The sequence below is a fragment of the Breznakia pachnodae genome (genome assembly GCF_030814225.1).
Classification (GTDB): Bacteria; Bacillota_I; Bacilli_A; order Erysipelotrichales; family Erysipelotrichaceae; genus Breznakia; species Breznakia pachnodae.
In genome coordinates, this window is sequence record NZ_JAUSUR010000009.1 from 155,268 (window position 1) to 181,044 (window position 25,777).

The following is a 25,777-nucleotide window of genomic DNA, read 5'->3' on the forward strand; positions in this document are numbered from 1 at the left end:
TGTTTACTTAATCAAAGAAGAAAGGATTTGGTAATATGAAGAAAACGCTATATGTAATGCGACATGGAGAAACGCTGTTTAATGTTCGCAGGAAAATACAAGGTTGGAGTGATTCTCCTCTAACTGAAAAAGGAATCAAACAAGCTAAAATTGCTGGAGAATACTTTAAGAAACATAATATTGAATTTGATCATGCATACGCTTCAACATCCGAGAGAGCCAGTGATACACTGGAATTGGTAACGGATGGTAAAATGGACTATGAGCGAGTTAAAAATCTTCGAGAAATGAATTATGGTACATTCGAAAGTGAAAGTCAGGATTTAAATCCTAGTCGAGAAACTTATGAAGATTTCTTTACAAATTATGGTGGTGAGTCACGATCTCAGGTTCGTGCCAGAATTGTTCCTACAATAACAGCTATCATGGAAAAAGATGATCATCATACTGTATTAGTTGTATCTCACGCTGGAGCAAGTTTTCAGTTCTTGGCTCACACAGGGAAAACATTTGAAGAATATGCACACGCATTTGGAAATTGTGGAATGATTAAATATGAATTTGAAGATGGTGTGTTTACACCAGTAGAAGTAGTAGAACATGATTTTTCAAAACTTATGTAAAAGACTTAGCTCACTTAATTAAGCTAAGTCTTTTTTTCTGTGCTAGAAAATCTCCATATTTATCCTTTCTAAAATATTATCTCCATTTGAGAATTTCTCTAAATATTTTATTAATTTATCCATATCTAACTCATCTATTATTTCCCTAAATGATTTAACTATTTCCTTATAGTAATCATATGAATAATTTTTTTTACTTCTGAATAACTCAATAAGCATTCTTTCTTTATCATATATACTAACATTAACACCAATAACATTTATTTTCATTTTTCCTAAACCATAGAATTTATTACTTACATATATCTGAACTACAGACTCAAAGTTAATTTTCTTTGCTTTTTGTTTTGTAGCTACAAAATATTTGTCTGGGATATAATCAGACAAACCGTGATAAAAAAATGCACTTTGATCGTTAAGGATTATTCCTAAATACTTCTTAAAAATTAATTCAAGTTCATCATAATAAGGCGTGTCGCTGTAATAACCATTATCTATTTTTACAAAATAATTATTATCTAATAGTTTCTTCAATGCATATTTTGTTTTATATTTATCAATTAATTCTTTATAACTATATAGCATATTTGATATCTCCTAACAATATTTTACCAACAAAAAACATAGCATTATGTGCTATGTTTATGTTTTTTCTGTATGTCTTCCATTAATTTATGGATTTCATTACATTGTTCTACTTGAGTACAGCCAGTACAACTGCCTCCGCACCCTACTACACCATTTTTTTTATTTTCTTGGTGTTGTCTGATTTTTCTAAACACCATATATCCTACGAAAGCTACTGCTGCTACAAGGATAATGATATCAATTGGTTTCATATTAGAATCCTAACAATGTTCCTACATTGAAGATTAAGAATGAAACAACCCAAGCTACTACTATCCAAAACACAAGTGTGAACCAGAAGATCTTACGATCATTTAATTCAGCACGTAATGCAGCTACTGCTGCCATACATGGAATACTCAATAAGTTAAATGCCATGAATGATAATGCTGCTAGTGGAGAGAATGTAGCACCAATAGTTGCAATTAAAGAGTTTGTTGCACTATCTTCTCCTAGGAAGTCTTCTTCACTTTCCATACCAGTGTAAAGAACTCCCATAGTTGATACTACTGCTTCCTTCGCAATCAATCCAGTTAAGATTGCTACTACAGCTTTCCATCCATCACTACCACCAACAAATCCAAGTGGCATAAAGATAAATTTGATACCATTTGCTAAGATACCTAAGATACTTGCTTCACTGTTTGCTTCCACCATACTAAGTGAGAAGTCAAAGTTAGCCAAGAACCAAAGTACGATTGTAGATGCAAGAATAACTGTTCCCGCACGTACTACATATCCTTTTAGTTTTTCCCATAGACGAAGTAATAAGTTCTTAAGTCTTGGGAAGTGGTATGCTGGCATTTCCATTACAAATGGAGATGCTTCTCCTTTAAATACAAATTTCTTTAAGATAATTGCTGAAATTACAGCCACTAAAATACCTAACATATAAATTCCAAACGTCATTAAGTCTCCATTGTCCGTAAACACTGCAGATGCAAATAAGGCCCAGATTGGTGCCTTTGCTCCACATGACATATACGGAACTAACATCATTGTTAATTTTCTTTCACGCTCACCCTCTAATGTACGTGCTCCCATAATCGCTGGTACACTACATCCAAATCCAGTTAATAATGGTAAGAATGCTTTTCCTGATAATCCAAATCTACGTAAGATACGGTCCATGATAAATGCAACACGAGCCATGTATCCACTGTCTTCAAGAATACTTAAGAATAAGAAGATAACTAGAATCTGAGGGATGAACGATAGAACTCCTCCTACCCCAGCAACAATTCCATCAATTACAAGTCCAAATACCCAAGCACTTGCTCCCATACTTTCTAAGAATCCTTCTAATACTCCAGTAATCCATTCAATTGGTACCTCTGTTAATCCTTGAAGGTAAACACCTGGTGATGCCAAGCCTTCAATAAATAAGAAGTTTTCAGAGAATGTTGTATGGAAGATTGCAAACATGATAAGAGCAAAGATTGGTAAACCTAAGAAACGGTTTGTTAGAATCTTGTCAATCTTATCAGATGTACTTAAATCTCCAAGTACTCTTGTTTTTTCTAAACTTCCACTTAATTCTGTTTCAATATATTGGTAGCGGATATCTGCGATATCTGCTTCACTGTCTTCATTTAAGTCGGTTACTTTTTTAATATCTGCAAGTAATGGTTTTAACTCATCACTAGCCAGAATTTTTTCATCATGTTCTAATGTTTTACTAGCTTTGAATACTGGTTGATCAAACCCTTTTGAAGAATATAAGTTATATAAGTCATGGAATGGTTTGTCTAAGCTAGTTCCTTTAAATAAGTTTAAAGGTTTTCTTTTCGTAGTTGCTGTTGCAACTACTTCCATTAAGTCTTTGATATTAGTTGCTCTTAATGCACTAATTTGAACTAATGGAATCCCTAATTTTTTTGATAACTCATCAACATTGATTTTATCTTTGTTCTTTTCAACTAAGTCCATCATGTTTAGTGCACCAACAACTGGAATATCTGTTTCCAGAATCTGTGTTGTTAAATACAAGTTACGCTCTAAGTTAGTACCATCAATAATATTAATAATTACATCTGGTTTTTCATTAATAATATAATCTCTCGCAATTACTTCTTCCAAAGTATATGGAGATAAAGAATAAACACCAGGGAGATCAATAATGTCCATTGGTGTCTTCGCTTTCTTATATTTACCTTCTTTTTTGTCTACTGTAACACCTGGCCAGTTCCCCACCTTAGCCGTACTACCTGTTAATTCATTAAATAATGTGGTTTTCCCACTATTTGGATTTCCTACTAACGCTACTCTCATAATGTCCCCCTATTCGACTTCAATTTCATTTGCTTCATCTTTACGCAATGATAATTCATAGTTTCTGACAGTTACTTCAATTGGGTCACCAAGTGGAGCTACCTTACGTACAAAAATCTGAGTTCTTGGCGTAATCCCCATGTCAAAAATTCTGCGGCGAATTGGTCCAGTTCCAAGTACTTTCTTTACTGTAACCGTTTCTCCTGGCTTTACATCTTTTAGTTTCATCTGATCCTCCCCGTATCTCTACGCAACAAGTATTTTTCTAGCTAATTGCTTGTTCAAAGCAATTCTAGAATCTTTTACCTGGACAATCACATCTCCGTCTTTTTCTCTTACAACAACAACTGTTGCTCCCGGAATTAACCCTAAGTTCTGCAAATGTTTCCCCGTTTTCTCATCTAACGAACATTTTAAAACCTTCAATGTTTTTCCTACTGGCGCTAATACTAATGGCATCATGATCATCCTTTCTATAATATTAGAATACTTTTTTACACGTTATATGTTAGCACTGGCTAACCCTAATGTCAAACATTTAGTTAACATTTTCTAACTTTTTTTAAAATTTTGTTGCATATTGGTTGACATCAAATCTAATATAGTATATTATGTAGTCAGTTAGTTGAGGCTAACTTAAATATGTCTGGGACTCCTTTATGACAATCTTACCCATTTCTTATGCGATCCTTTTAAGAAATCTTTAGAATAAGAGACATAGATAATATATAAAGACCATATGCTCCCATATGGTCTTTTTTATTATATTTAGTAGTTACATTTATAATCTTCTGCTTTTACATTTTTAATCATATCTTCTACACTAAGATTATTTGGTATTAGAAAGATTTCTCGATTATTTTTATCCAGGTTATCAACATTGATAGTTATACTGACAGAAGCTATACGATCTGATTTATCATATTTAGAACTTACAGATACTCCATCCATTTCAAGAGATGTAGCATTCTTGTTCCAGTACTCTTCAAAACTAGTATCTTCAAATGATTCTAATTCATCTTTTGATATTGTTTGTTCAGATTCTATTTCTACCTCTAGCACTTTACCAGTATCGCTGTCATAGTAAATTTCCATTGTTGCGTTTGATGTTTTATCTTCAAACTTACATACATAATAGTCATCATCGCTGCCACAGGCAACTAGTGTTAAACACAGACAAGCGAAACATAATATTTTTTTCATAGCTAACCTCTCTAACAGTTATGATATATAAAAAGCATTCGATCTTTACCACTCATATCCTTATATACTTCTATTCTATCATCTTTAAAGTATTTTTTTGCTTCATTGGTTAATGTTTCTTTTTGATCATAACCCATTTCAAAAGCCAAGATACTTTTTTCTTTGATAACCAGATGTGCTTTTTCAAATATTTCACGATAAAAGCGTAATCCATCATCTCCACCAAATAAAGCAAGATGTGGTTCATAACCTACTACACTTTGTTCCATTTGCTCATCCTTAGGAATATAAGGAGGATTACTTACCAGAATATCTACCTGATAATTGTTTTCAATAAATGGATCCAACATGTTACCAACTAGGAATGTTACATCTGCACCAAGGTTCTTTGCGTTCATGCTTGCAACATCAACCGCATCTTCACTAATGTCACTGGCACTAACTTGTAAATTAGTTTCTTCCAGTTTCAAAGAAATGGCAATTGCACCACTTCCACTTCCAACATCAATCACGGTTGCTTGCTGTGAGGCAAAATGATCATCATATGCACTTAATACATTGGCTACCAATTCTTCTGTCTCAGGGCGTGGAATTAACACACGATCATCAACAGCAAAACGATATCCATAAAAATAACTATATCCCAAAATATGATCTAGTGGTTCACCCGTTAGTAAGCGTTCGACCTTTTGGTTATATTCTTCAAGCATACTATCTTCGATTTCTTCTTCATATTCCATATATAAGTTATGTGCTTCTTTTTCAGTTATTTCCAGCAGAAGAAACAGTGGTGCCTGATCGCCAACACCAGCCTTGATACATTTTTCTTTTGCATTTTTTAAAGCATCCTTATATTTCATTATTTATTACCTGCAATTTTATCCTTTTGATCCTGTAACAACAAAGCTTCAATAATATCATCCAGTTTTCCTTCCATGATACGATCCAACTGTTGGAGGGTTAATCCAATACGGTGATCGGTTACACGGTTTTGTGGATAGTTGTACGTACGGATTTTTTCACTACGGTCTCCCGTTCCTAACTTACTCTTTCTTTCCGCATGACGTTCTTCTTCTTCTCTTCGCTTCATTTCAGAATACACTTTTGCACGAATACTCATAAGGGCAGTAGCACGGTTCTCATGTTGACTTCTACCATCCTGACACTTCACACTAATTCCTGTTGGAATGTGCGTTACACGTACTGCAGAGTCGGTTTTATTAACATGTTGTCCTCCAGCTCCACTTGCACGCATTGTATCGATTTCCAAATCATTTGGATCAATATCAATTTCATCTTCTTCAATTTCAGGGTCAACCAATACCGTTGCCGTCGATGTATGCACACGACCTTGAGTTTCGGTTTTTGGTACCCTCTGTACACGATGAGATCCTGTTTCGAATTTCATGTGTCCATATACTTCTGTTCCCTTCAGCATAAAAACAACTCTGGTGAAACCGCCAGCTTCACTTTCTGCCATTTCAATCACTTCACTCTTCCAACCTTTGCTTTCTGCATATTTCATATACATACGATAAAGATCACCAGCAAAGATATTTCCTTCATCTCCACCAGCAGCTCCACGAATTTCAAACATTGCATTGTTTTGATCTGCAGGATCTTTCGGAATTAATAATACTTCCAAACGGTCCAACAGTTCCTGTTCCTTTGGATTTAACTCTTCTAGTTCCATCTTTGCCATTTCAATAACTTCTTGATCATTTTCTTTTAATAATGCATTTGCATCTTCAATTCCCTGTAATACTTTTTTTAGTTCACCATATGTTTCAACAACTGGAGTCAGTGAAGATTGCTCTTTTCCTAACTTCGCCATTAGCTTGTTATCTGAAAGAACTTCCTGAGTCATCATTTGTTCATTTATCTCATGATATCGCTGTTCCATTTTTTCTAAACGCTCAATCATTGCACTCATATATGTATACCTCCTCTACTTCAACGTTCCTATTATACCATGCCTATAGGCATTTTATAAAAAAAGATGGAATTTTCCATCTCTTCAATTTATACAATTAATTTTTCTAGTTTTTTAATGATAATCTGTTCTAAATCCTTTGCTTTATCAATCTGTTTGGCTAACTCTTTACGGATTTTCATATCGCATAGTTTTTCAATTGGGTTTGCTTCTGGATTCATTGCATCACGAATTGCCAGCATCTCATTTCCAATATCTGCAATTGCTTTAAAATCACTTGCAATCATTGTATACTCATCATTTTGTGTTCCCTTTCCTAGTTCATCAAAGAATACCGATGCCCAATACCTTCCTTCATTCAAACAAGTCTCATTATCCCCTTCTACTAACAGCCGTTCAACAACCAACTGGATTGCTGATGATGATGCAAAGACTGGATCATTTAAAAGGGCTTCTTTCCAGCTTTCGTATGCTTTCTTTCCACCATAATAACTTCCCACTTCAAGTTTACTCATCAAACGATGTGCATTCTTTATCCACGCGCCTGTATCCTTATTATAAGATGCATCCTTTTTCTCAAAGAAACAGAAGTTTAAAGTTTCTTCTTTCTCCCACCAATCATCACTTACAAAATATCCACTGTCATCAATCATAACATTAGCTGCATATTCTGGATGTTCCTGAAAATAACTCCACCCCAATAATGTTTTTCCATGATTTTTGTATCCAGTAATAATCACCGTCTCTGGTGGTCCAACAATTCCACTTGCAAGTATAGGAACACCATTTTGAAGACTCTTCATTATCTGATGCTTGCATTCTTCCTTACTTAGTTGTTGCTTATCATAAAACTGATACTCTGCATTTGCATAGGTAAACATTCTTTGTAATGGAAGTTGTGGGTCTTCTTCTACGAATGACAATGCTACACTACTCATATCCCATCCTTCTTTATTCCAACGCAAACGAAAACTAAGTCCTGATGCTGCCATCAGATTTGCATATAAGTTATCTTCCTGATACCCCATATAAACAAGTGCACTTTCCAAACATGCAGGAAAGGTATTACATTTTCCTGTGGTAAACTCTACTTTGGGTACTCCAAACAATACACATTCTTCTTGATTTAAATTCAAACTCATCGTATTACCTCCTTCAATTACTGGTCCATAGATTCCTACACCTAAAAGGTTGCGTTTCACTGCTATGTTCTGTTTTCGAAACTCGGCTGGTGTTTTCCCACTAACTCGATCAAACGCTCTGGTAAAACTGTCGTATGCCTGATATTGAAATTCACTGGCAATTTCTGTTAACCACTTATCTGTACTGATGATTTCCAGTGCTGCATTATGAATTCTTCGTTTACTAACATATGAGTGCAATGATTCATTCATATAGTCTTTAAACAGCAGACGAAGATAACGATAAGATATCCCTAGATGATTAGCAAGTTCTTCATAATCAATTTCATTTCTAATATTTGATTCAATATAATAAATAGCAGAACTTAATAAAAGTGTTTTTTCCATAGAACCATCCTTTCATCTATACTTTATCATTACTTATCATAGCATACTCGACGTTTATGGCAAAAAAAAGGAAGAATTACTCTTCCTTCAGACTTTGAGATAATGCTCTTGCCATTTGATCAGGACAACTTGTTTGGCGAAAGCCACAGGTAATCCCAGATAAACGTTTGATAACTTCATCTACGTTCATTCCTTTTGCTAGTGCTGCAATCCCTTTCGCATTTCCATTACATCCACCTACAAATTCAACGGTCTTTACAATATTATCTTCAACTTCAATGTTGATTTCTTTTGAGCAAACGCCCTGCGGTTTGTATGTAATTAACATAATTTTCTCCTTTTTCTAGAAAAAAGCAAAGATTTTCATCTTCGCTTTTTGTTCGATTATTCTTGTTCGTCTGATTTTAAACCATATTTCTTGTTAAACTTCTCTACACGACCTTGTGCAGCAGCGAAACGTTGTCTACCAGTATAGAATGGGTGACAGTTTGAACAAGTATCTACTTTTAAATCATTTGCAGTAGATCCAGTTTCATATTCAGTTCCACATGTTGAACATTTAACAGTGATATTATGATATTCTGGGTGAATTCCTTTTTTCATAATTTCTTCTCCTTCCGCCTTAAACTCTATGCGAGCTTAAAGTAAGTGCTTAATCATTATATCTATCTTTTCTTAATATTTCAAGTGTTTTTACCACTTTTGCACATTAATCAATTGTAACTTTTTCAATAACCGCTCCCAAGTCACGTAACTTACCTACAATATTCTCATATCCACGTTCAATATGATAGATTTCATGGATTTCCGTAGTTCCTTGAGCTATTAGTCCTGCGATAACCAAACAAGCCCCACAACGTAAATCGGTTGCTTCTACACTTGTTCCTGAAAGTACTGAAGGACCATTGATAAATGAACTTGGTATACGAATATCAATATCCGCACCCATTTTATTCAACTCATTACAATGTTTGAAACGTTCTGTATAAATTGTCTCAGTAACAACTGATTGGCCTTCACACTGCGTTAAAAGAGCTGTCAAAGGCTGTTGCATATCCGTGGCGAAACCAGGATATGGTGCTGTCTTAATATCAACTGCTGTCAGTTTTTCTTTTCTTCCATGTACTATAATTTTATCAATATCAACACTTAGTTCGACTCCAATATCTACTAATTTAGAAATTAGACCATCCAAGTGAAGTGGAATCACGTTTTCAATCGTTACATCGTTTCCTGCAGTTGCTGCAAGCGTAAGATAAGTTGCTGCTTCAATACGATCAGGGATAATCTCATGGAAACATCCATGTAACTTTTCGACCCCTGTAATTGTAATTACATTGGTACCCATTCCTCTAATTTCTGCACCCATCTTATTTAATAATGTTGCAATATCAATAATTTCCGGTTCTTTTGCTGCATTCTCAATAATTGTTTTCCCTTTTGCGTATACAGCAGCCGTCATAATATTGATTGTGGCACCCACACTTGAAATATCAAGGAAAATTTTATCTCCAACCAATTCTTCTGCTTCAATATGGTAGCAACCACCTTCATAACGAACGGTTGCACCAAGTGCTTCAAAGCCTTTTAGATGAAGATCAATTGGACGTGGTCCAAGATAACACCCTCCTGGCATCTTAATAACTACTTTTTTATATTTCGCTAACAAAACACCCATAAAGTAATAGGATGCTCTTAATTTTGTTACCGTTTCACTGTCCATTGGCTTGTTTTCCATCCCATTAGGATCAATTACAATATGGTCAGTTCCTTTCATTACTACATTTACACCTAACTCTTCTAATAATATTTTTAGTGACTTTACATCTGCAATCTCTGGAACACCAACAATTGTTACTGGCTCATCCGAAAGGATCGCAGCTGGTATAAGTGCTACAGTAGCATTTTTCGATCCTGAAATTCTAACTTTTCCACTTAATTTATGTCCACCTTCGATACGAATAATTTCTTTCATTGCAATCTCCTTAATTTACCCATCTATTTACTCACTCATATACATTGAGTGTTGCTCATTTTATTTTAAAAACTACATATCTAACATTATATAACATAACGCTCTATTTTTCACTACTCTATTCAACTATTTTTCTCAACCCACAACACAACAAAAGAGTATATAGTAATATTCTATATACTCCTCTATATAAATAAGTTAAAAGTTAAAAAAAAGCAACAATTTGCATTGTTACTTTTTGAATATTTGACTATAAGCGGATAACTACAAATCCAGAACCCATCCATGCACTTGCAAGTTTTGTTGTTCCCATGTAACCACCGTGAATTGCCATACCATTACCTGCATAGATTGCAACGTGAGGTACTCCAGCACCACCATCTGCATAGTAGATAATGTCACCAGGTTGAGCATCAGCAACTGAAACTGTAGTTCCTAGGCTGATATATCCTGCTGGTGCACTGTGGAAATTAATTCCAACAGCTTTTAATGAGTTTGTAACAAGCATTGTACAGTCTTGGTTTACACCAATTTGTGCATATGCTGCTGCAAGTACTGAACCTGCGTTTTCGTAACTTGCTGCGCTACTTGTTTCAACTACATCACTTGATGAACCAGTGTCAGTGTTAGAAGCAACTTCTTCCTCTTCTTTTTCTTCTTCTGTTTCATTAACTTTTACTTTTAAGCTTGCTTGTCCAACGTTACCGTTAGCATCTGTAGCTTTATAAGTAATTGTGTAATCTCCAGCTTCCCAACGAAGTTCATCCTTTTCAGGAACTTCACCTTCGATTGTGTAGTCTTCGATTACTCCATCATAGTTATCAGTAATTGATTGAACAAATGAATGTCTGTTAAACGTATCTGTATCATCAATTTCAACTTCGTTTTGAGTTAAGTTGATTGTAGGCGCTTGTGTATCTACATATTTAACATTTAATGTATATGTATGAACTGCACCATTTTCTTTTGTAACATCAGCTGTAGAATCATTAATTACTACTTTTCCAAAGTCATCTTTGTTGTAAGTTTCCTTTGTTTGAACAGTAAGTTGAATTTGTTCTTCACCTAATTCTTTCGTAGCTTCACGATCAACCGCAACAATATAGTTTCCGATTTCGTAACCTTCGCCACCATTTGCTAATGTAACAGGTTTTGCTTCATATACTGCAGCTTCGTCATCTGCAAGTATTTCTTTAGCAACATCAACGATTGCACTGTCATCACCATAGTTGATTTCCATAACTTCATCGTTATAAGTCTTTTCAACTTCCGGTGTTGTTTCTAACACCGCTGCGCTAACTTTAGAACGCCCTGCACCAGTAACTGTAATTGTCAATGCAAATACAATCGCTGCTGCACTTGTTGTCATTACTAAGTGACGGAAATTAAAGTTCAACTTTTCAGCTGCAATCTTATTCATTTCTCTTATACCTGCTGCTGTTGCGAATGTTAGAGATTTTGTCTTTTCAATTAATACAGGCATTAGTGTATTAAATGCAACCTTCGCTTTTGTAGCACATGCATAAGCAATCTTTATCATTGTATTAGTACCTTCCCTAAAGACTGGCCCTAAATAATTTTTTGTCTGTCGATATTTTTCTTTTGTAAATTCATTGAATTGCTCAATGAGTGTTTTCTTGGAATCCATGTTCTCACTCCTTTGCCTTTTCACAACTGCAATAATATCACAGGAAAGCAAATGCGACAACCAAATCCCAAACTTTCACACATTTAAAAAAAAGCCCATAAACAGTGGCTTTTTCACACATTTTGTGATTTGTATTAAGCCCCTAAAACAGTTCTCAAATGAGCCGTTGAACTAAGGGTTTGCGAGCGTACTAATGAACTAATACAACAAGATTTTTATACATTGTTTGCAATCTATTTACTTTTTATAGCATCTCTAATTTCTTCCAAAATTACAATTTCTGCAGATTTTGCTGGAGCTGCTTCTTGTTTTTCTTTTCTTGTAAACTTGCCAATTATGCGAATTGCAACAAAAATACAGAATGCAATTAATACGAAATCTATAATATTTTGAATGAATGATCCATACTTTAATAATACATCTTCTCCATTACTAGATCCGATTACCATCGTCCAAGATGCCATTTCGCTTGTATTAAGAACTGTAGAAATTAAAGGGGTAATAATATCTTCAACTAAAGAAGATACGATCTTGCTGAAGGCTCCCCCAATTACAACCCCAACAGCTAAGTCTAAAACATTACCACGTAATGCAAAGCTTTTAAAGTCCTCGATAAATTGTTTCATTTCACTATCTCCTTTCACTTCTTAACTATTATACCTTATATATAAGAATTTCTCATATCATATACTTTACTTTTTTCGAAAATAAAACAGAACGAATGTTCTGTTTTATTTTGAGATTATATCATGTACATATATATTATGTTCTCTGCCTGGTCCTACTGAAACCATTGAGATTCTTGTATTGGTAAATTCTTCAATCTTCTTTAAGTACTTCTTGCAGTTCTCTGGAAGTTCATCCCATGTAGCAATTTTTGAAATATCTTCATCCCATCCAGGATATACTTCATATACTGGTTTTGCTTTCGCAACTTTTTCAACACTTGCTGGAATATAGTCATATACCTTCCCATCGATTTCATATCCAACACAAACAGGAATTTCTTTGATTCCAGATAAGATATCCACCTTCGTAATAACTAGGTCTGTAAGTCCATTGATTCTTGCGGCATGTTTCACTACAACCAAATCTAACCAACCACATCTTCTTGGTCTTCCTGTTGTTGCACCATACTCGGCTCCATTACTACGAATCAAATCACCATCTTCATTTAATTGCTCTGTAACAAATGGACCTTCTCCTACTCTTGTTGAGTATGCTTTTACCACTCCTACAATACGGTCCAGTTTCTTAGGTGACACTCCTGCTCCTGCACATACACCAGCACTTGTTGGTGATGAACTGGTAACATAAGGATAGGTTCCATAGTTAATATCCAACATCGCTGCCTGTGCACCTTCAAACAAGACAAACTTATCGTCATCAAGTGCATTGTTTACTTCTTCCACCGCATCAATAATACGAGGCAATAAAGTTTCTCTTATATCATCAAAGTCTTTGATCATTTTATCTAAGTCAAATGCTTCTCCACCATATAACTTTACAATTTCATCATTCTTCATTTTTAATGTAAAAGTTAGTTTTTCTTTAAATGTTTCAAAGTCCAACAGATCACCAACGCGTAATCCAACTCTTTGAAACTTATCTGCATAACAAGGTCCGATACCACGTTTGGTTGTACCTACCTTATTTTCTTTCTTATATTCTTCCTGATACTTATCTAATGCAATGTGATATGGCATAATCAGATGAGCACGTTCACTAATAAATACATGGTCAGTATTTAATCCACCTTTTTCAATAACGGAAATTTCTTCCAAGAAAACAAATGGATCAACAACCACTCCTGGACCAATAATACATTTTGACTGACGATGCAATACTCCTGAAGGCAATAAATGTAAGATATGTTTTTTACCGTCAACAACTACTGTATGCCCTGCATTATTTCCACCTTGGAAACGTACTACGTAATCTACCTTATCTCCTAAGACATCAACAATCTTTCCTTTTCCTTCATCTCCCCATTGGGTTCCTACAACTACATAACCAGCCATCTGTACCACCTATAAGTACCAAAGTACTTATCCTTTCTGTTTCATTTGACATTTTATCCATTGATATTATAATACAGGCATAGGCATAAGTATAATTAATATTCAATATATTATACATAAGAGGTACTTATATGAAAACTAAACTGGATAATTATCGAATTTTCTATGAAGTAGCACGATTAACTTCATTTTCTAAAGCTGCAGAAAAACTGTATGTATCACAATCCGCAATCTCTCAATCAATTAAACAGTTAGAAGATGATCTGGATTGTGTATTGTTTCATCGCCATCATAAGAAAACTTCACTAACCCAAGAAGGACAGATTCTTTATGATTACGTTAAAACGGCAATGAACTCAATTGATATAGCAGAACAACGTATTAATAATTTAAAAAGTTTGGATGATGGAAAACTCACCATTGGTGCCGCTGACACAATTACTACCAATGTCCTGCTTCCTTATTTAGAACTATTCCATAATCAATATCCTAATATTCATTTACAGGTACTGAATGCAACATCATTAGAAATGATTGATTTAATTAAAAGTGGTGATGTAGATTTAGCTTTTGTGAATCTACCAATTGATGATCCTGATCTAAAAATTATACCATGCATTGAAATTCATGATATATTTGTTGCAAGTTCATCTAGAAAATTAAAAAAGGAATATACAAGAGAAGAGATTGCTAAACTTCCAATCATCTTATTGGAAGGAAATTCAATTTCAAAACAATTTGTATTATCTGAATTTTTGAAGAGTGGAGTTAGTCTAGAACCACACATTGAAAGTGGTGCACATGAATTATTATTACAGTTCGCTAAAATCAATCTTGGAATCTCTTGTGTTATTGAGGAGTTTTCATTAGATTATTTAAAAGATAAATCACTACAAAAATTAAATCTTAAAAAGCCACTACCTAAAAGATCAATTGGTTATATCTATCAAAAGTATTTTCCGCTAAGTAGTGCAGCGGATGCTTTTATTGCATTAGTTGATAACCATAATACATAAGAAATGAGGCCCTATGATTAACCAAGTAAAATCATTTATAAAACTACTTCCTAAACTATTTCTTTTATCAGTTGCTATTTATATAGTAAACAACTATGTCGTCACAGGAGTTATCTCTTTTATATTACAGTTTGCACTTAGAGTTACAGGAATCCAAATTGCATTTAATATGTCAATCTTGGAGTTTGTTTTAACCATTCCTGGTTTCATCTGCTTCTTTATTGCGACCTTTATTATTACAATCACCATTTATTACGAATATGCTCTTATTATTTTATGCGTACATAATTGGCGAAACAATACGAAAACAACATATAAAACAATCCTAGTAAATGCACTGTACTCTTTAAAGAATCTGAAACACATCAGTAGTATTGGCTTCTTGATTTATGCATTTGCTTTACTTCCTTTATCCACATTAGGCCTTCATTCTTCTTTTGTAAGTAGAGTTATGATCCCTAATTTCGTTAGTGGTGAGATTGCCAAGTTCTCATGGGGCTCTATTGTTTTATTATTAATCCCTATTATATTAGCACTAGTCTTTTTTCTTTTGATTTACACCCTGCCGGCTATGATATTAGAAAACCAAAATTTCTATCGTGCAATGAAAAGTAGTATTCGTAACATCAAAAAATCTTACAAACAATTTTTCATTACAATCATCATCTATATAAGTATATGGTTGGTTTTACATTGGATACCAAACTATTTATATGAACAAGCGTTTCATTCATCTATTATTAGTATTGGAATGATTTTTGAACATTATCATTTTTCCTGGCAATTCTTCTTACTACTACCTATAACGATTTTATACTTTATTGGTAACGTTATGTTGATGCCTCTATTACTTTCACTTATAACAATAAATTATCGATTATCTGACAATACAAAACAAGCAATCAATTTACGTTTAAGTGAACTATATACAAAGCAGTTTTCTAACTTAAGATTTATTAAAGCAATCAATACAAAGCCTAAATTGAAAACCTTATGTAAGTTACTAATCTTCATCCTTTGTTTGGCATTGGGAAGTAGTACCTACTCGGTCTTAAGAGTTCCAGAAGCATTACATAAACCAATTGTTATAGGTCACCGAGGAAGTGATAAAGGAGTAGAAAATACAATTGAAGCAATTCAAGGTGCCATAGATGCAAATGCTGAATATGCAGAGATTGATATCCTATTATCAAAAGATGGGGTTCCTATGGTTATTCATGATACCAACCTTTCACGATTGGCAAACCAGGATGTGAATGTTTATGATCTGACAGCTGCAGAATTATCAGGACTGACATTATCTCAAAATGGGTATGAAGGGAAAATCTCGACATTAGATGAAGTAATTACCTACTGTGATGGAAAAATTGATTTAGTTATTGAATTGAAGCTACATGGAAAAGAAGAAAAGAATCTAATTGACGAGATTATGAAAGTCGTTGATAAGTATGACTATGAAGAACATATTATGTTCTTGTCTCTTGATTATCAATTGGTTGAGGAAGCAAATACAAAGCACCCAAGTATAGATGCTGGATTCTGTGTATTTGGTGAAATTGGTATTCTTGATTCATCAATTATAAAAAGTATGAACATTGATTTCATCTTCATTGAAGAATCGATGGCAACAGCTGAGAACATTTATAAGTTTAGAGCCTCTTGGATTCCTGTATATGTCTGGACAGCTAATGATGCAATAGATATGAAAAAATATCTAGATGCTGGAATATTAGGAATTGTAAGTGATAAACCCTATATTGCTAGAACTGTAGTTGATCAATTTATAGAATATACAAAAATTGAGTTTTTAGAAGAATACGAGTGGAAATTGGATTAGGATATGGAGGTAATTATATGAAACCAACTACAATTACAAAACACAGTAAAATAATAAATATTTTATTGATTATTACTTCTTTATCTATATTAACTATATGGACTGTTTTCGAAGTTAACACTTATTATATTTCCACCGCTACAATAACTATGCTTGATTCGGCAAATCTTGTTTATAAAATAATTTCAGGTATTCTCTTATTATATAGTAGTGTCATTTTCTATAATAATTTTAAAAATACAGAAAAAATTGATGGTCTTCTTTATATGTTAATCGCATCTATTTTCATGCTCATCCTTTCCTTACTAAACGTAGTATATGGAATACTTATTTGGATGCTTGCGGGTGTATCATTGTACAGACTAATAAAACAAACAAAAACATAACCTAGTAAGTTATGTTTTTGTTTGCTTATTTTCTGATAGTTCTATTTCTACAATCTCACCAATCTTTTGAAAGCCTACATTTTGATATGATTTATTTGCTGGAAGATATGCTTTATCTGCATAGAGCATAGGTATCTTTTCCATTTCCAATATCTTATTACAAAGAGCATACATAAGCATTGCAGAGTATCCTTTTCTTCTTTCCTCTGGTTTCGTAAATACACAGTTAATCCGAATCACTGTATCACTATCATAATTCAATTTTCCAATCGTTACTATTTCTTGTTGCTCATTTCTCCACACATAAAACGTAGGATTACTAATAAGACCACTGGCGTCCTCTAGTGCATCTTCCCGTGACAATCCTGTATGATCTATTTCTTCATCATAACCAATCAAAAAATCAGCTATTATTTTATTTTCATCTTTCTTAGCATAATCAATTGTTCCACTTATTTCTACATTGAGTTTTGGTTTCTTATTAATATATGCATTCATGATTACAGTGTTATTAATAATATATGGATACAGTTCTCTTAGATTTTCATATACATTATTTTTCACAATCACCATCTTTAAATTATGGTTTATTACTCTATCCTTTATATACTCCATTAATTCTTTTGATTCAATATCGTTTAGTTTATTAGAATTCCAAATCCACATTGGAAAAAACTTATTCCCTTGTACTGCCATAATCGTGTTCGTTGAATTAACAGCACAGTAAATATCATCTAATTTCAGCATAGCATCAATCAAAGGAAATACATTTCTTTCTTTTGCAAATTCATCATTGATAGTCAGTTCTTCTTTACTTACTTCTATCATACATTTTACCACCTTATAAAATTAATCCATTATTAATATAGACTCATAATATTTTTCTTGAAAACTTATTATTTCTAATATCTCTTCTTTTGAAAATTTCATATCTTTAGGAGTTACAATCCATTTATCTTCATTATCATCAATTCTATAAACAATAGCAATCACTTTTCCTTTACATTCATCTACAGGTTTATTAACTCCTAACAAATAAATATCTTGTTCATCACCATCTCCACCAATAATTCCTTCGATATATCCATAATTAACTGGATATATCATATCAGGATATTTTGGATGTGCTGTTCCTAATGGACGATCGATTTTGACTTTAACATCCATTCCAATTATTTGATTGCTATTTTGGTATAAACCTACACTACTCCAATCGAAATTTTTCATCTGATTATAAAATAAGACATTTAGTTCATCATACTCATTTGAACTTAACCATTTGTACCTGTCATGTTCTTCAGATAAAACAACTTCTGTTTTTTCTCCTAAAATTTCACAGTAGTAAATTACACCAACTATCTGATGTTGATTAGTTTCATCTACGTAATTCCATGAATCCACCATTTTTCTTGGTGTTACCTCAAATCCAGTTTCTTCAAATATTTCTCGTTTTAATGCATCTTCAACGGTCTCACCAAATTGAACTCGTCCTCCAGGCAACTCATATTTATCATGTGTCACTTTTTGCTTATGCATAACCAAAAACTTACCATCTTTTATTATTAATCCTTTTATGCCAATTTCTATCATCTTTTTTCTCCTATAAATATAATAACCATATAAATAAAGTATATTTCCCTTTAATCGATTAACTGTATTTCGCAAGTTTTTATCTGTAATTAGTTTAATTATAATTTTCTTCTAACTAACTGTCAAAAATAGTTTATAGTTATATGATTTAGATTTAAAAATTTTACCAACTTATCAAAAGCCATAATATCATTTTATTATTACTATTCTCTCAATATCATATTTTATTATTACTACTTCGTGTATACTTATAACTATAAAGGGGATACTATTATGAAAAAAACTGATAATAATTTAGATGAACTAATAAGAGCCATAGCTGCTGCGGATGGTGTAACAGATGAGAAAGAGATAGCTTTAAGAAAAGCAAGATTCATACAAGAAGAGGAAGAATTTGTAAATAGACAAAGGCAAATTCGTGCCAAAGCAAAAACAAAGACAAATCATGAGGACAATAAACCTTCTAAGAATTTTGAGGAATATTTGTATAAGAAAATAATAAATGCCTTTGACCAGTGGGATGAAAAAGATATTTATTCTATTTCCTTTTTGGTATATTCTAATGGATCTCATACATATAAAAAATTTAGTAATCTTACCATATTTGATATTTCATGCAATTTGGAATCTTATTACAATAAAGAAGTTAATCGCTTACCTGCCCCTTCTTTTATGAGCTTAGAAGCGCATTTAGGAGAACAACGCTGGAATTATGCCATGCTTGAACAAGATACTGTAGAAATTATCAACAAGGATAACTTCAACATTTTAATTGATTGGTATCAAAAAGAGGGTATAGAAAATATTGGTTATGAGGATTATGATAATAATTTAGGACCTGTAGGATATCGTGAACTTCTTCATGCTATTACTAATGTTACGAAACGTATTCAAGAAGAAGATTATTTCTTTAAGAAGTTTAATCGACGCATCCCTATCATTATTCAGGATTTAGAATCTACACATGCTCCAATCTCAGCGACTCAAGAAGCTAACATTCATGATGAAGCTTCCGAGTTTTTGGATTATGCTAAAAAGTATTTATATTTCCCTTCCTAAGTAAATTTTTATCAAATAATAGTTTGAAAGTTCAGTCAAACTTACTTGTAGAATATTATTAATTTCTTAATCATCTTCAAATTCATTAAAACTAGATAATTATTTATTCCAATTTATTTTGCTCATTAACAACTATATTATTGTATACACTGGATGGAAATCAAATCAATGTATAACTTCTGTACAGCGTATGCTATTGATTACTTCTAATCAACAATACTTACTTGTTTATTAAAAATCTATTCCTTTTTATCCTAAACATTTTCCTTTTTTCAGCCTGTACTTTTATTTATTGAAGTATAGAAAAATACGCAAATACAACATAAAATTTTACGTTGTATTTGCGTATTACTTTATCTAAGTTTAATACAAATGTTATTCAATGCAGAATATACTTCTACTTACTTCTCTCCTTCATATGAGGGAATAATAAAACCTCACGGATTGTTGTTTGCCCTGTTAGTAACATTACAAGACGGTCAATTCCTAATCCAATACCTCCAGCTGGTGGCATACCATATTCTAGAGCTTCTACATAGTCTGTATCCATTTCATTTGCTTCATCGTTACCAAGTTCTTTTTCTTTGATTTGGTTTTCGAAACGTTCTCTTTGATCAATTGGATCATTTAATTCAGAGAATGCATTTGCATATTCTGCACCATCAATGAATAATTCAAAACGTTCTGCAAATCTTGGATCCTTTATATTCTTCTTAGCTAATGGTGAGATTTCAATTGGATGTCCATATACATATGTTGGTTGTACAATTTTATCTTCACAGAATTCTTCAAAGAATAAGTTAATAATATGTCCAACACCTGTATGGTGCTTTTCTACTTTAATATTGTTCTTTTCAGCTAATGCCTTTGCATCTTCAAATGACATTTCTTCAAAGAAATCAATTCCAGTTGCTTCTTTCACTAGATCAACCATGTGTACACGTTTGAATGGAGCTTTTAACGAAATTGTTTTTTCATTCCATTCGATATCAGTAGATCCACATACTTCAGTAGCTACTGTTTCTAATAATCCTTCACATAAGTCCATCATTCCATACATATCTGTATAAGCAACATATGCTTCTACTGTTGTGAACTCAGGGTTATGATTACGGTCCATTCCTTCATTTCTAAATAGACGACCAATTTCATATACACCTTCTAAACCACCAACAATAAGTCTCTTTAATGGTAATTCAGTTGCGATTCTTAAGTAGAAAGGCATATCTAATGTATTATGATGTGTTTCAAATGGACGAGCTGCAGCTCCACCAAGAATTGGTTGAAGTACTGGTGTTTCAACTTCGATTAACCCTTGTCCATCTAAGTATCTTTGAATTGAACGAATAATTTTTGGTCTTGTGATTGCAATCATTCTTGCTTCATCATTTGTAATTAAGTCAACATAACGACGACGGAAACGTTCTTCCACATCACTTAATCCATGGAATTTTTCTGGTAATGGGCGAAGTGCTTTCGTAAGGTGAGTATATGTTTCAGCCTTAATTGAAAGTTCTCCATGGTTGGTACGCATTACAGTTCCTTCAATACCAACGATATCTCCTAAATCACTTTTCTTGAAGATTTCATATGCTTCTTCACCAATTGCATCTTTTCTCACATATATTTGAATTTGTCCATCAATATCTTGAATATGCATGAATCCTGCTTTTCCTTGTCTTCTCTTTGTCATAATACGACCAGCAATTTTCACATGTACATTCATTTCTGCTAATTGATCTTTGTCTTTATCAGCAAATTCTTTCTTAATATCACCACTTTTGTGAGTACGATCGTATCGATCTCCAAAAGGCAAAATTCCTTGTTCTTCTAAATCTTTCATCTTCTCGCGTCTTACTACTTCTTGTTCGCTTAAGTTTTCCATGTTAATTCCTCCTTATAATATAAAAACTCTCATCCGTATAGGGACGAGAGTTATCATCGTGGTACCACCCTAATTCACTAATAAATTGCTTTATTAGTCTTAGTAACTAATTTCTAGTTAATTCGTATTACGTGAATCAAACGCTTGACTCCAAGTCTTTATTCATCAAATGACATCACTATCCTTTTCCACCTTACCAGGACTCTCTAGAGCTGTTTCATTGATTACTCATCTCTTCTTCGTCAATTATCAATCGTTATCATTTTAGTAAGTTTCGCTTAGTTTGTCAACAAAAACCCAAAATATCTGCTTTTATTGGTTATCTTCTGCTTCTAACTGTGCTTCATACTCACTTAAAATATTATCTAATTCTTCATAGGTATTCATATTTGATATTCTGTCCTTTACTCGATGTGAAGATGGAAGTCCTTTGATATACCAAGATGCATGACCTCGCATTTCTTTGATTCCAATCTTTTCACCTTTCAGATTACATAAACGTTTTGCATGTTTTCTAGCTAGCATGAATTTCTCATGTACCGAAACATCAAGTTCACGTTCTCCAGTTTCAAGGTAATGTACACACTCTTTGATTAACCACGGATTTCCTAGAATCCCTCGTCCTATCGCAACTGCATCACAACCAGTTTCATCCAGCATACGAATCATATCATCAACACTGCGAACATCTCCATTACCCACTACAGGAATAGAAACTGCCTCTTTTACCTGTTTGATAATCGTCCAATCGGCTGTTCCTTCATACATTTGTGACCTGGTTCTACCATGTACACAAATCATGCTGGCTCCTGCTTTTTCCAAACCTATAGCTAACTCAACTGCATTGATAGAGTGAACATCCCACCCAGCACGCATCTTTACTGTTACTGGTTTGTTTACATTCTCAACAACTGCTTTCACGATATTACATGCATGTTCTACATCACGCATTAATGATGAACCAGCATTTGCTTTGATTACTTTATTAACCGGACATCCCATATTAATATCAATCACATCACAAGTCGTTTGTGTATCTAACACCTTTGCGGCATGAACCATACTGTCAATATCATGACCAAATAACTGAAGACTCATTGGATGTTCATCATCCAACACTTCTGTCATTTTCATTGTTTTCTTATTTTCATAAAAGATTGCTTTATCACTGACCATCTCGGCACATATCAAACCTGCACCAAATTCTTTACAGATACTACGAAAAGCAGCATTACTAATGCCTGCCATTGGTGCAATTACAACCTGATTTTCAATTTCCACATCTCTTATTTTCCACATAATTATTCCTTACTATCTAAAATTTGTTGAAGTTCCTCTTCACTAAATGTATATGTCTTATTACAGAACTGACAAGATACTTCACTTCCATGATCCTCTTCAATCATTGCTTTTAAATCTTCTTTATCAATTAACTTAATCGCATTCTCTACTCTTTCTTTACTACAGTTACAAGTAAATGCAATATCAGTTGTCTCTAGTATTTTAGCATCTTCAAACAAAGATTTCACGATTTCTTCTAAAGCAACGTTATCTTTGATTAAATCTGACATTGGTTGTAGCGTTTTAACTACTGCTTCTACTTTTTCAATATCTTCTTCACTAGCATCTGGAAGCATTTGAATCAAAAGTCCTCCAGACGAAATAATTGTATTGTCAGTATCAACAAGCACACCTACAGATACAACTGATGGTGTTTGTTCACTTAATGCAAAGTAGTAAGCAAAGTCATCACCAATTTCTCCATTTTGAAGTGCAACCTGACCACCAAATTCTTCTTTTAGTCCAAGGTCTTTTTTTACTTCCAAATACCCTTGTGTTCCAACTGCTACTCCTACTGCAAGTTTACCTGTATCGTTGTATTGATAGTGTACATGTGGTTCACCAACGAATCCACGTACATTCCCACCATAATAAGCATCTGCCATAACAGTCCCAATTGGTCCACCACCATTAATCGTGATTGTCAGTTTTTCTTTATCACTCTTTAAGTTACCACCCATCATTGATGCAACACTCAGCACTCTACCTAACGTTGCACTGGCAGTTGGCCATAAATCATGTTGCTTTTGTGCATAGTTAATAATTCCTGTTGTATTACATACATATATTCTTACATGCCCATCGCATGCAATTGCTTTTACTAATTGATCTTTCATATTACCTCTCATTCATCTTCATTAAGAAGAAAGAACAGCACTGTCATCTGACATGTGCTGTTGCTTTTTATTCTTTGTTATCGTCAATCACATCACCAATAATTTGATCAGTTGATGGTGGAGGAGTTGTTGTTTTATGTTCTCCTGTTGAAGCACCAGCAGGCGCTTCAATTGTACCATATTGAACCAAGTTATTGATTTGTTCACTTGTTAATGTTTCTTCACTGATCAATGCATTTGCAATCAAATCAAGAAGGTTGCGGTTTTCTGTAATAATTCGTTTACAGTCTTCGTAACATTCATTAACGATTTTTCTAACTTCTTTATCAATTTCAAATGCTATCTCACCTGAGTAAGCATTTCCACTGTTGTAATCTCTTCCTAAGAATACATTACCTTGAGGATCTGCATATTGGATAGGTCCAAGTGATGACATCCCGAATACACGTACCATTGCTTTCGCAATTTTCGTAATCTTCTCGATATCACTTACAGCTCCGGCACTAATTTCTCCAAACACAAGTTCTTCAGAAACACGACCACCAAGTAAACCAGTAATCTGTGCCATATATTCCTTCTTACGATGGAAGTATTTTTCTTCTCTTGGAGTCATCAGGTTATATCCACCTGCTTCTCCACGAGGAATAATTGTAACTTTTTGAACCATATCTGCATCTTCTAATTTAATACCGATAACAGCATGTCCTGCTTCATGATAAGCAACAAGTTTTTTATCACTATCTGTATATTTCTTAGATTTTTTAGCTGGTCCCATCATTACTCTATCAACCGCTTCATCCAAATGAGCCATTGTGATTTCCTTACGGTTTTCACGAACAGCCAGAATTGCAGCTTCATTCAATATATTTGCCAAGTCAGCTCCACTGAATCCAGGAGTACGTTGCGCCAAGTTTTCAAGTGACACACCTTTTGCAAGTTTCTTACCACGTGCATGTACTGCAAGAATTTCTGTTCTTCCTTTTTTGTCAGGAAGACTAACTGTGATCTGACGGTCAAAACGTCCACTTCTTAATAACGCTGGGTCAAGAACATCCGCACGGTTTGTTGCAGCAATTACAACAATACCAACGTTTTCTTCCATACCATCCATTTCAACTAGTAATTGGTTTAGAGTTTGTTCACGTTCATCGTTTCCTCCACCCATACCAGCTCCACGTTGTCTACCAACAGCATCAATTTCATCAATGAAGATAATACATGGTGCAGCCTGTTTCGCTTTTTTAAACATATCACGAACACGACTTGCTCCAGTACCAACAAACATTTCAACGAAATCTGAACCTGAGATTGAGAAGAATGGCACATCAGCTTCACCAGCTACAGCCTTCGCAAGTAATGTCTTACCAGTACCTGGAGGACCCACCATCAACATTCCCTTAGGAATCTTCGCTCCCATTTCAGTAAACTTTTTCGGGTTTTTAAGATAATCTATAATTTCTTTTACTTCTTCTTTTTCTTCATCTGCTCCCGCTACATCATCAAATCTTGTTTTCACATTTCCTTGAATCTTAGCACGAGATTTAGCAAATTCGAATGCTTTGTTTTGTCCACCAGCACCCATCTTGCTAAACATATAGAAGATTAAAATTCCAAATATTACAATTGGGACGAAATTAAACAATAAGTTAAGAAACATATTGTCATCGCTTGGCTCATAAACTTTTACTTTATTTTTACCATTTTCATCCAATACTTCTTCTAACCATGAAATATTTTCATCTGTTTTTGGAACTGTAACACTAAATGTTACTTCTTCACCATCTTTAACATATTTACCACTTACATCAACGACAACTGAACTAATTTCCATGTTAACGTCTTTGAATTCCATCTTCTCAGCTTTCTTAACAAACTGATTGTATGTAAACTCATCACTATTGGAATCATTAAACATTGGAAATAATGATAGTAAAATTGCAATTACTATGATATAAGGCAAAAACAGCAAAGGACTCTTTTTGTTATTTTTCATTTTG

The 25,777-nt window shown here is 33.7% G+C and carries 26 protein-coding genes; 5 read left to right on the forward strand and 21 right to left on the reverse strand.

Going from position 1 to position 25,777, the window contains the following annotated elements; translation table 11 throughout:
- Nucleotides 1-35 precede the first annotated feature (35 nt).
- Nucleotides 36-623 carry a histidine phosphatase family protein gene (locus J2S15_RS19320; RefSeq protein ID WP_307411781.1) on the forward strand — a complete coding sequence of 196 codons (588 nt, stop codon included), beginning with the start codon at nucleotides 36-38 and terminating at the stop codon, nucleotides 621-623.
- Between the two features lie 42 nt (nucleotides 624-665).
- Here J2S15_RS19320 and J2S15_RS19325 read toward each other — a convergent pair whose 3' ends face one another.
- From J2S15_RS19325 to J2S15_RS19395, 15 genes are all read right to left on the reverse strand, one after another.
- Nucleotides 666-1,208, reverse strand: coding sequence for a type IV toxin-antitoxin system AbiEi family antitoxin domain-containing protein (locus J2S15_RS19325; RefSeq protein ID WP_307411784.1), 543 nt, complete (start codon nucleotides 1,206-1,208; stop codon nucleotides 666-668).
- A 44-nt stretch (nucleotides 1,209-1,252) separates the two neighbouring features.
- Nucleotides 1,253-1,462: a FeoB-associated Cys-rich membrane protein gene (locus tag J2S15_RS19330; RefSeq protein ID WP_307411787.1), complete on the reverse strand. Its 210-nt coding sequence runs from the start codon at nucleotides 1,460-1,462 to the stop codon at nucleotides 1,253-1,255.
- A 1-nt stretch (nucleotide 1,463) separates the two neighbouring features.
- Entirely contained in the window at nucleotides 1,464-3,521 is a 2,058-nt protein-coding gene (gene feoB, locus J2S15_RS19335) for a ferrous iron transport protein B (RefSeq protein ID WP_307411789.1), read from the reverse strand.
- A gap of 9 nt (nucleotides 3,522-3,530) precedes the next feature.
- Nucleotides 3,531-3,749: a FeoA family protein gene (locus J2S15_RS19340; protein ID WP_307411793.1), complete on the reverse strand. Its 219-nt coding sequence runs from the start codon at nucleotides 3,747-3,749 to the stop codon at nucleotides 3,531-3,533.
- Nucleotides 3,750-3,767: 18 nt separating this feature from the next.
- Complete coding sequence (locus J2S15_RS19345; protein WP_307411796.1) at nucleotides 3,768-3,980, reverse strand: FeoA family protein; 213 nt, start codon at nucleotides 3,978-3,980, stop codon at nucleotides 3,768-3,770.
- 309 nt (nucleotides 3,981-4,289) lie between these two features.
- Nucleotides 4,290-4,724, reverse strand: coding sequence for a hypothetical protein (locus J2S15_RS19350; protein WP_307411799.1), 435 nt, complete (start codon nucleotides 4,722-4,724; stop codon nucleotides 4,290-4,292).
- An 11-nt stretch (nucleotides 4,725-4,735) separates the two neighbouring features.
- Nucleotides 4,736-5,584, reverse strand: a complete 849-nt coding sequence (gene prmC / locus J2S15_RS19355) for a peptide chain release factor N(5)-glutamine methyltransferase (protein WP_307411801.1) — start codon at nucleotides 5,582-5,584, stop codon at nucleotides 4,736-4,738.
- Nucleotides 5,584-6,657: a peptide chain release factor 1 gene (gene prfA / locus J2S15_RS19360; RefSeq protein ID WP_307411804.1), complete on the reverse strand. Its 1,074-nt coding sequence runs from the start codon at nucleotides 6,655-6,657 to the stop codon at nucleotides 5,584-5,586. The genes prmC and prfA overlap by 1 nt, the downstream gene beginning before the upstream one ends.
- An 89-nt stretch (nucleotides 6,658-6,746) precedes the next feature.
- Nucleotides 6,747-8,186, reverse strand: coding sequence for a helix-turn-helix transcriptional regulator (locus J2S15_RS19365; protein ID WP_307411807.1), 1,440 nt, complete (start codon nucleotides 8,184-8,186; stop codon nucleotides 6,747-6,749).
- Between the two features lie 76 nt (nucleotides 8,187-8,262).
- On the reverse strand, nucleotides 8,263-8,514 hold the full coding sequence (locus J2S15_RS19370) for a TIGR03905 family TSCPD domain-containing protein (protein ID WP_307411810.1): 252 nt from the start codon (nucleotides 8,512-8,514) through the stop codon (nucleotides 8,263-8,265).
- Between the two features lie 56 nt (nucleotides 8,515-8,570).
- Entirely contained in the window at nucleotides 8,571-8,789 is a 219-nt protein-coding gene (gene rpmE, locus J2S15_RS19375; protein ID WP_307411813.1) for a 50S ribosomal protein L31, read from the reverse strand.
- A 106-nt stretch (nucleotides 8,790-8,895) separates the two neighbouring features.
- Nucleotides 8,896-10,161 (reverse strand): UDP-N-acetylglucosamine 1-carboxyvinyltransferase, encoded by a 1,266-nt coding sequence (gene murA, locus J2S15_RS19380; RefSeq protein WP_307411816.1) that lies wholly within the window; start codon nucleotides 10,159-10,161, stop codon nucleotides 8,896-8,898.
- A 250-nt stretch (nucleotides 10,162-10,411) separates the two neighbouring features.
- Nucleotides 10,412-11,809 carry a C40 family peptidase gene (locus tag J2S15_RS19385; RefSeq protein ID WP_307411819.1) on the reverse strand — a complete coding sequence of 466 codons (1,398 nt, stop codon included), beginning with the start codon at nucleotides 11,807-11,809 and terminating at the stop codon, nucleotides 10,412-10,414.
- Between the two features lie 233 nt (nucleotides 11,810-12,042).
- Entirely contained in the window at nucleotides 12,043-12,435 is a 393-nt protein-coding gene (mscL, locus tag J2S15_RS19390; RefSeq protein WP_307411821.1) for a large conductance mechanosensitive channel protein MscL, read from the reverse strand.
- 105 nt (nucleotides 12,436-12,540) lie between these two features.
- The gene (locus J2S15_RS19395; RefSeq protein ID WP_307411824.1) at nucleotides 12,541-13,830 is read right to left on the reverse strand and encodes an adenylosuccinate synthase; all 1,290 of its coding nucleotides are present in this window, start codon (nucleotides 13,828-13,830) and stop codon (nucleotides 12,541-12,543) included.
- A gap of 131 nt (nucleotides 13,831-13,961) precedes the next feature.
- Here J2S15_RS19395 and J2S15_RS19400 point away from each other — a divergent pair, with 131 nt between their 5' ends.
- Genes J2S15_RS19400 through J2S15_RS19410 form a run of 3 tightly spaced genes read left to right on the forward strand, consistent with a single transcriptional unit; the run spans nucleotide 13,962 to nucleotide 17,069 of the window.
- Nucleotides 13,962-14,846: a LysR family transcriptional regulator gene (locus J2S15_RS19400; RefSeq protein WP_307411828.1), complete on the forward strand. Its 885-nt coding sequence runs from the start codon at nucleotides 13,962-13,964 to the stop codon at nucleotides 14,844-14,846.
- A 13-nt stretch (nucleotides 14,847-14,859) separates the two neighbouring features.
- Nucleotides 14,860-16,683 carry a glycerophosphoryl diester phosphodiesterase membrane domain-containing protein gene (locus J2S15_RS19405; RefSeq protein ID WP_307411830.1) on the forward strand — a complete coding sequence of 608 codons (1,824 nt, stop codon included), beginning with the start codon at nucleotides 14,860-14,862 and terminating at the stop codon, nucleotides 16,681-16,683.
- 17 nt (nucleotides 16,684-16,700) lie between these two features.
- Nucleotides 16,701-17,069 carry a hypothetical protein gene (locus J2S15_RS19410; RefSeq protein WP_307411833.1) on the forward strand — a complete coding sequence of 123 codons (369 nt, stop codon included), beginning with the start codon at nucleotides 16,701-16,703 and terminating at the stop codon, nucleotides 17,067-17,069.
- 9 nt (nucleotides 17,070-17,078) lie between these two features.
- Here J2S15_RS19410 and J2S15_RS19415 read toward each other — a convergent pair whose 3' ends face one another.
- Both J2S15_RS19415 and J2S15_RS19420 read right to left on the reverse strand, forming a co-directional pair.
- Nucleotides 17,079-17,897 (reverse strand): GNAT family N-acetyltransferase, encoded by an 819-nt coding sequence (locus J2S15_RS19415; RefSeq protein ID WP_307411836.1) that lies wholly within the window; start codon nucleotides 17,895-17,897, stop codon nucleotides 17,079-17,081.
- Between the two features lie 21 nt (nucleotides 17,898-17,918).
- Entirely contained in the window at nucleotides 17,919-18,659 is a 741-nt protein-coding gene (locus tag J2S15_RS19420) for an NUDIX hydrolase (RefSeq protein WP_307411839.1), read from the reverse strand.
- A gap of 273 nt (nucleotides 18,660-18,932) precedes the next feature.
- Here J2S15_RS19420 and J2S15_RS19425 point away from each other — a divergent pair, with 273 nt between their 5' ends.
- Nucleotides 18,933-19,718: a hypothetical protein gene (locus J2S15_RS19425; protein WP_307411842.1), complete on the forward strand. Its 786-nt coding sequence runs from the start codon at nucleotides 18,933-18,935 to the stop codon at nucleotides 19,716-19,718.
- A gap of 397 nt (nucleotides 19,719-20,115) precedes the next feature.
- On the opposite strand, the gene lysS is transcribed toward J2S15_RS19425, so the two are convergent.
- The 4 genes from lysS to ftsH form a co-directional block, all read right to left on the reverse strand.
- On the reverse strand, nucleotides 20,116-21,603 hold the full coding sequence (gene lysS / locus J2S15_RS19430) for a lysine--tRNA ligase (RefSeq protein WP_307411845.1): 1,488 nt from the start codon (nucleotides 21,601-21,603) through the stop codon (nucleotides 20,116-20,118).
- Nucleotides 21,604-21,915: 312 nt separating this feature from the next.
- A complete protein-coding gene (gene dusB, locus J2S15_RS19435) occupies nucleotides 21,916-22,902 on the reverse strand; it encodes a tRNA dihydrouridine synthase DusB (RefSeq protein ID WP_307411847.1) in 987 nt (328 codons plus the stop codon).
- A 2-nt stretch (nucleotides 22,903-22,904) separates the two neighbouring features.
- Nucleotides 22,905-23,780, reverse strand: coding sequence for an Hsp33 family molecular chaperone HslO (gene hslO, locus J2S15_RS19440; RefSeq protein ID WP_307411850.1), 876 nt, complete (start codon nucleotides 23,778-23,780; stop codon nucleotides 22,905-22,907).
- Between the two features lie 67 nt (nucleotides 23,781-23,847).
- Nucleotides 23,848-25,773: an ATP-dependent zinc metalloprotease FtsH gene (ftsH, locus tag J2S15_RS19445; protein WP_307411853.1), complete on the reverse strand. Its 1,926-nt coding sequence runs from the start codon at nucleotides 25,771-25,773 to the stop codon at nucleotides 23,848-23,850.
- Nucleotides 25,774-25,777: the final 4 nt, after the last annotated feature.

Coding starts and splice junctions, on each gene's coding strand:
- J2S15_RS19320 (WP_307411781.1), top strand. CDS start 36: ATGAAGAAAACGCTATATGTAATGCGACATGGAGAAACGCTGTTTAAT.
- J2S15_RS19325 (WP_307411784.1), bottom strand. CDS start 1,208: ATGCTATATAGTTATAAAGAATTAATTGATAAATATAAAACAAAATAT.
- J2S15_RS19330 (WP_307411787.1), bottom strand. CDS start 1,462: ATGAAACCAATTGATATCATTATCCTTGTAGCAGCAGTAGCTTTCGTA.
- feoB (WP_307411789.1), bottom strand. CDS start 3,521: ATGAGAGTAGCGTTAGTAGGAAATCCAAATAGTGGGAAAACCACATTA.
- J2S15_RS19340 (WP_307411793.1), bottom strand. CDS start 3,749: ATGAAACTAAAAGATGTAAAGCCAGGAGAAACGGTTACAGTAAAGAAA.
- J2S15_RS19345 (WP_307411796.1), bottom strand. CDS start 3,980: ATGCCATTAGTATTAGCGCCAGTAGGAAAAACATTGAAGGTTTTAAAA.
- J2S15_RS19350 (WP_307411799.1), bottom strand. CDS start 4,724: ATGAAAAAAATATTATGTTTCGCTTGTCTGTGTTTAACACTAGTTGCC.
- prmC (WP_307411801.1), bottom strand. CDS start 5,584: ATGAAATATAAGGATGCTTTAAAAAATGCAAAAGAAAAATGTATCAAG.
- prfA (WP_307411804.1), bottom strand. CDS start 6,657: ATGAGTGCAATGATTGAGCGTTTAGAAAAAATGGAACAGCGATATCAT.
- J2S15_RS19365 (WP_307411807.1), bottom strand. CDS start 8,186: ATGGAAAAAACACTTTTATTAAGTTCTGCTATTTATTATATTGAATCA.
- J2S15_RS19370 (WP_307411810.1), bottom strand. CDS start 8,514: ATGTTAATTACATACAAACCGCAGGGCGTTTGCTCAAAAGAAATCAAC.
- rpmE (WP_307411813.1), bottom strand. CDS start 8,789: ATGAAAAAAGGAATTCACCCAGAATATCATAATATCACTGTTAAATGT.
- murA (WP_307411816.1), bottom strand. CDS start 10,161: ATGAAAGAAATTATTCGTATCGAAGGTGGACATAAATTAAGTGGAAAA.
- J2S15_RS19385 (WP_307411819.1), bottom strand. CDS start 11,809: ATGGATTCCAAGAAAACACTCATTGAGCAATTCAATGAATTTACAAAA.
- mscL (WP_307411821.1), bottom strand. CDS start 12,435: ATGAAACAATTTATCGAGGACTTTAAAAGCTTTGCATTACGTGGTAAT.
- J2S15_RS19395 (WP_307411824.1), bottom strand. CDS start 13,830: ATGGCTGGTTATGTAGTTGTAGGAACCCAATGGGGAGATGAAGGAAAA.
- J2S15_RS19400 (WP_307411828.1), top strand. CDS start 13,962: ATGAAAACTAAACTGGATAATTATCGAATTTTCTATGAAGTAGCACGA.
- J2S15_RS19405 (WP_307411830.1), top strand. CDS start 14,860: ATGATTAACCAAGTAAAATCATTTATAAAACTACTTCCTAAACTATTT.
- J2S15_RS19410 (WP_307411833.1), top strand. CDS start 16,701: ATGAAACCAACTACAATTACAAAACACAGTAAAATAATAAATATTTTA.
- J2S15_RS19415 (WP_307411836.1), bottom strand. CDS start 17,897: ATGATAGAAGTAAGTAAAGAAGAACTGACTATCAATGATGAATTTGCA.
- J2S15_RS19420 (WP_307411839.1), bottom strand. CDS start 18,659: ATGATAGAAATTGGCATAAAAGGATTAATAATAAAAGATGGTAAGTTT.
- J2S15_RS19425 (WP_307411842.1), top strand. CDS start 18,933: ATGAAAAAAACTGATAATAATTTAGATGAACTAATAAGAGCCATAGCT.
- lysS (WP_307411845.1), bottom strand. CDS start 21,603: ATGGAAAACTTAAGCGAACAAGAAGTAGTAAGACGCGAGAAGATGAAA.
- dusB (WP_307411847.1), bottom strand. CDS start 22,902: ATGTGGAAAATAAGAGATGTGGAAATTGAAAATCAGGTTGTAATTGCA.
- hslO (WP_307411850.1), bottom strand. CDS start 23,780: ATGAAAGATCAATTAGTAAAAGCAATTGCATGCGATGGGCATGTAAGA.
- ftsH (WP_307411853.1), bottom strand. CDS start 25,773: ATGAAAAATAACAAAAAGAGTCCTTTGCTGTTTTTGCCTTATATCATA.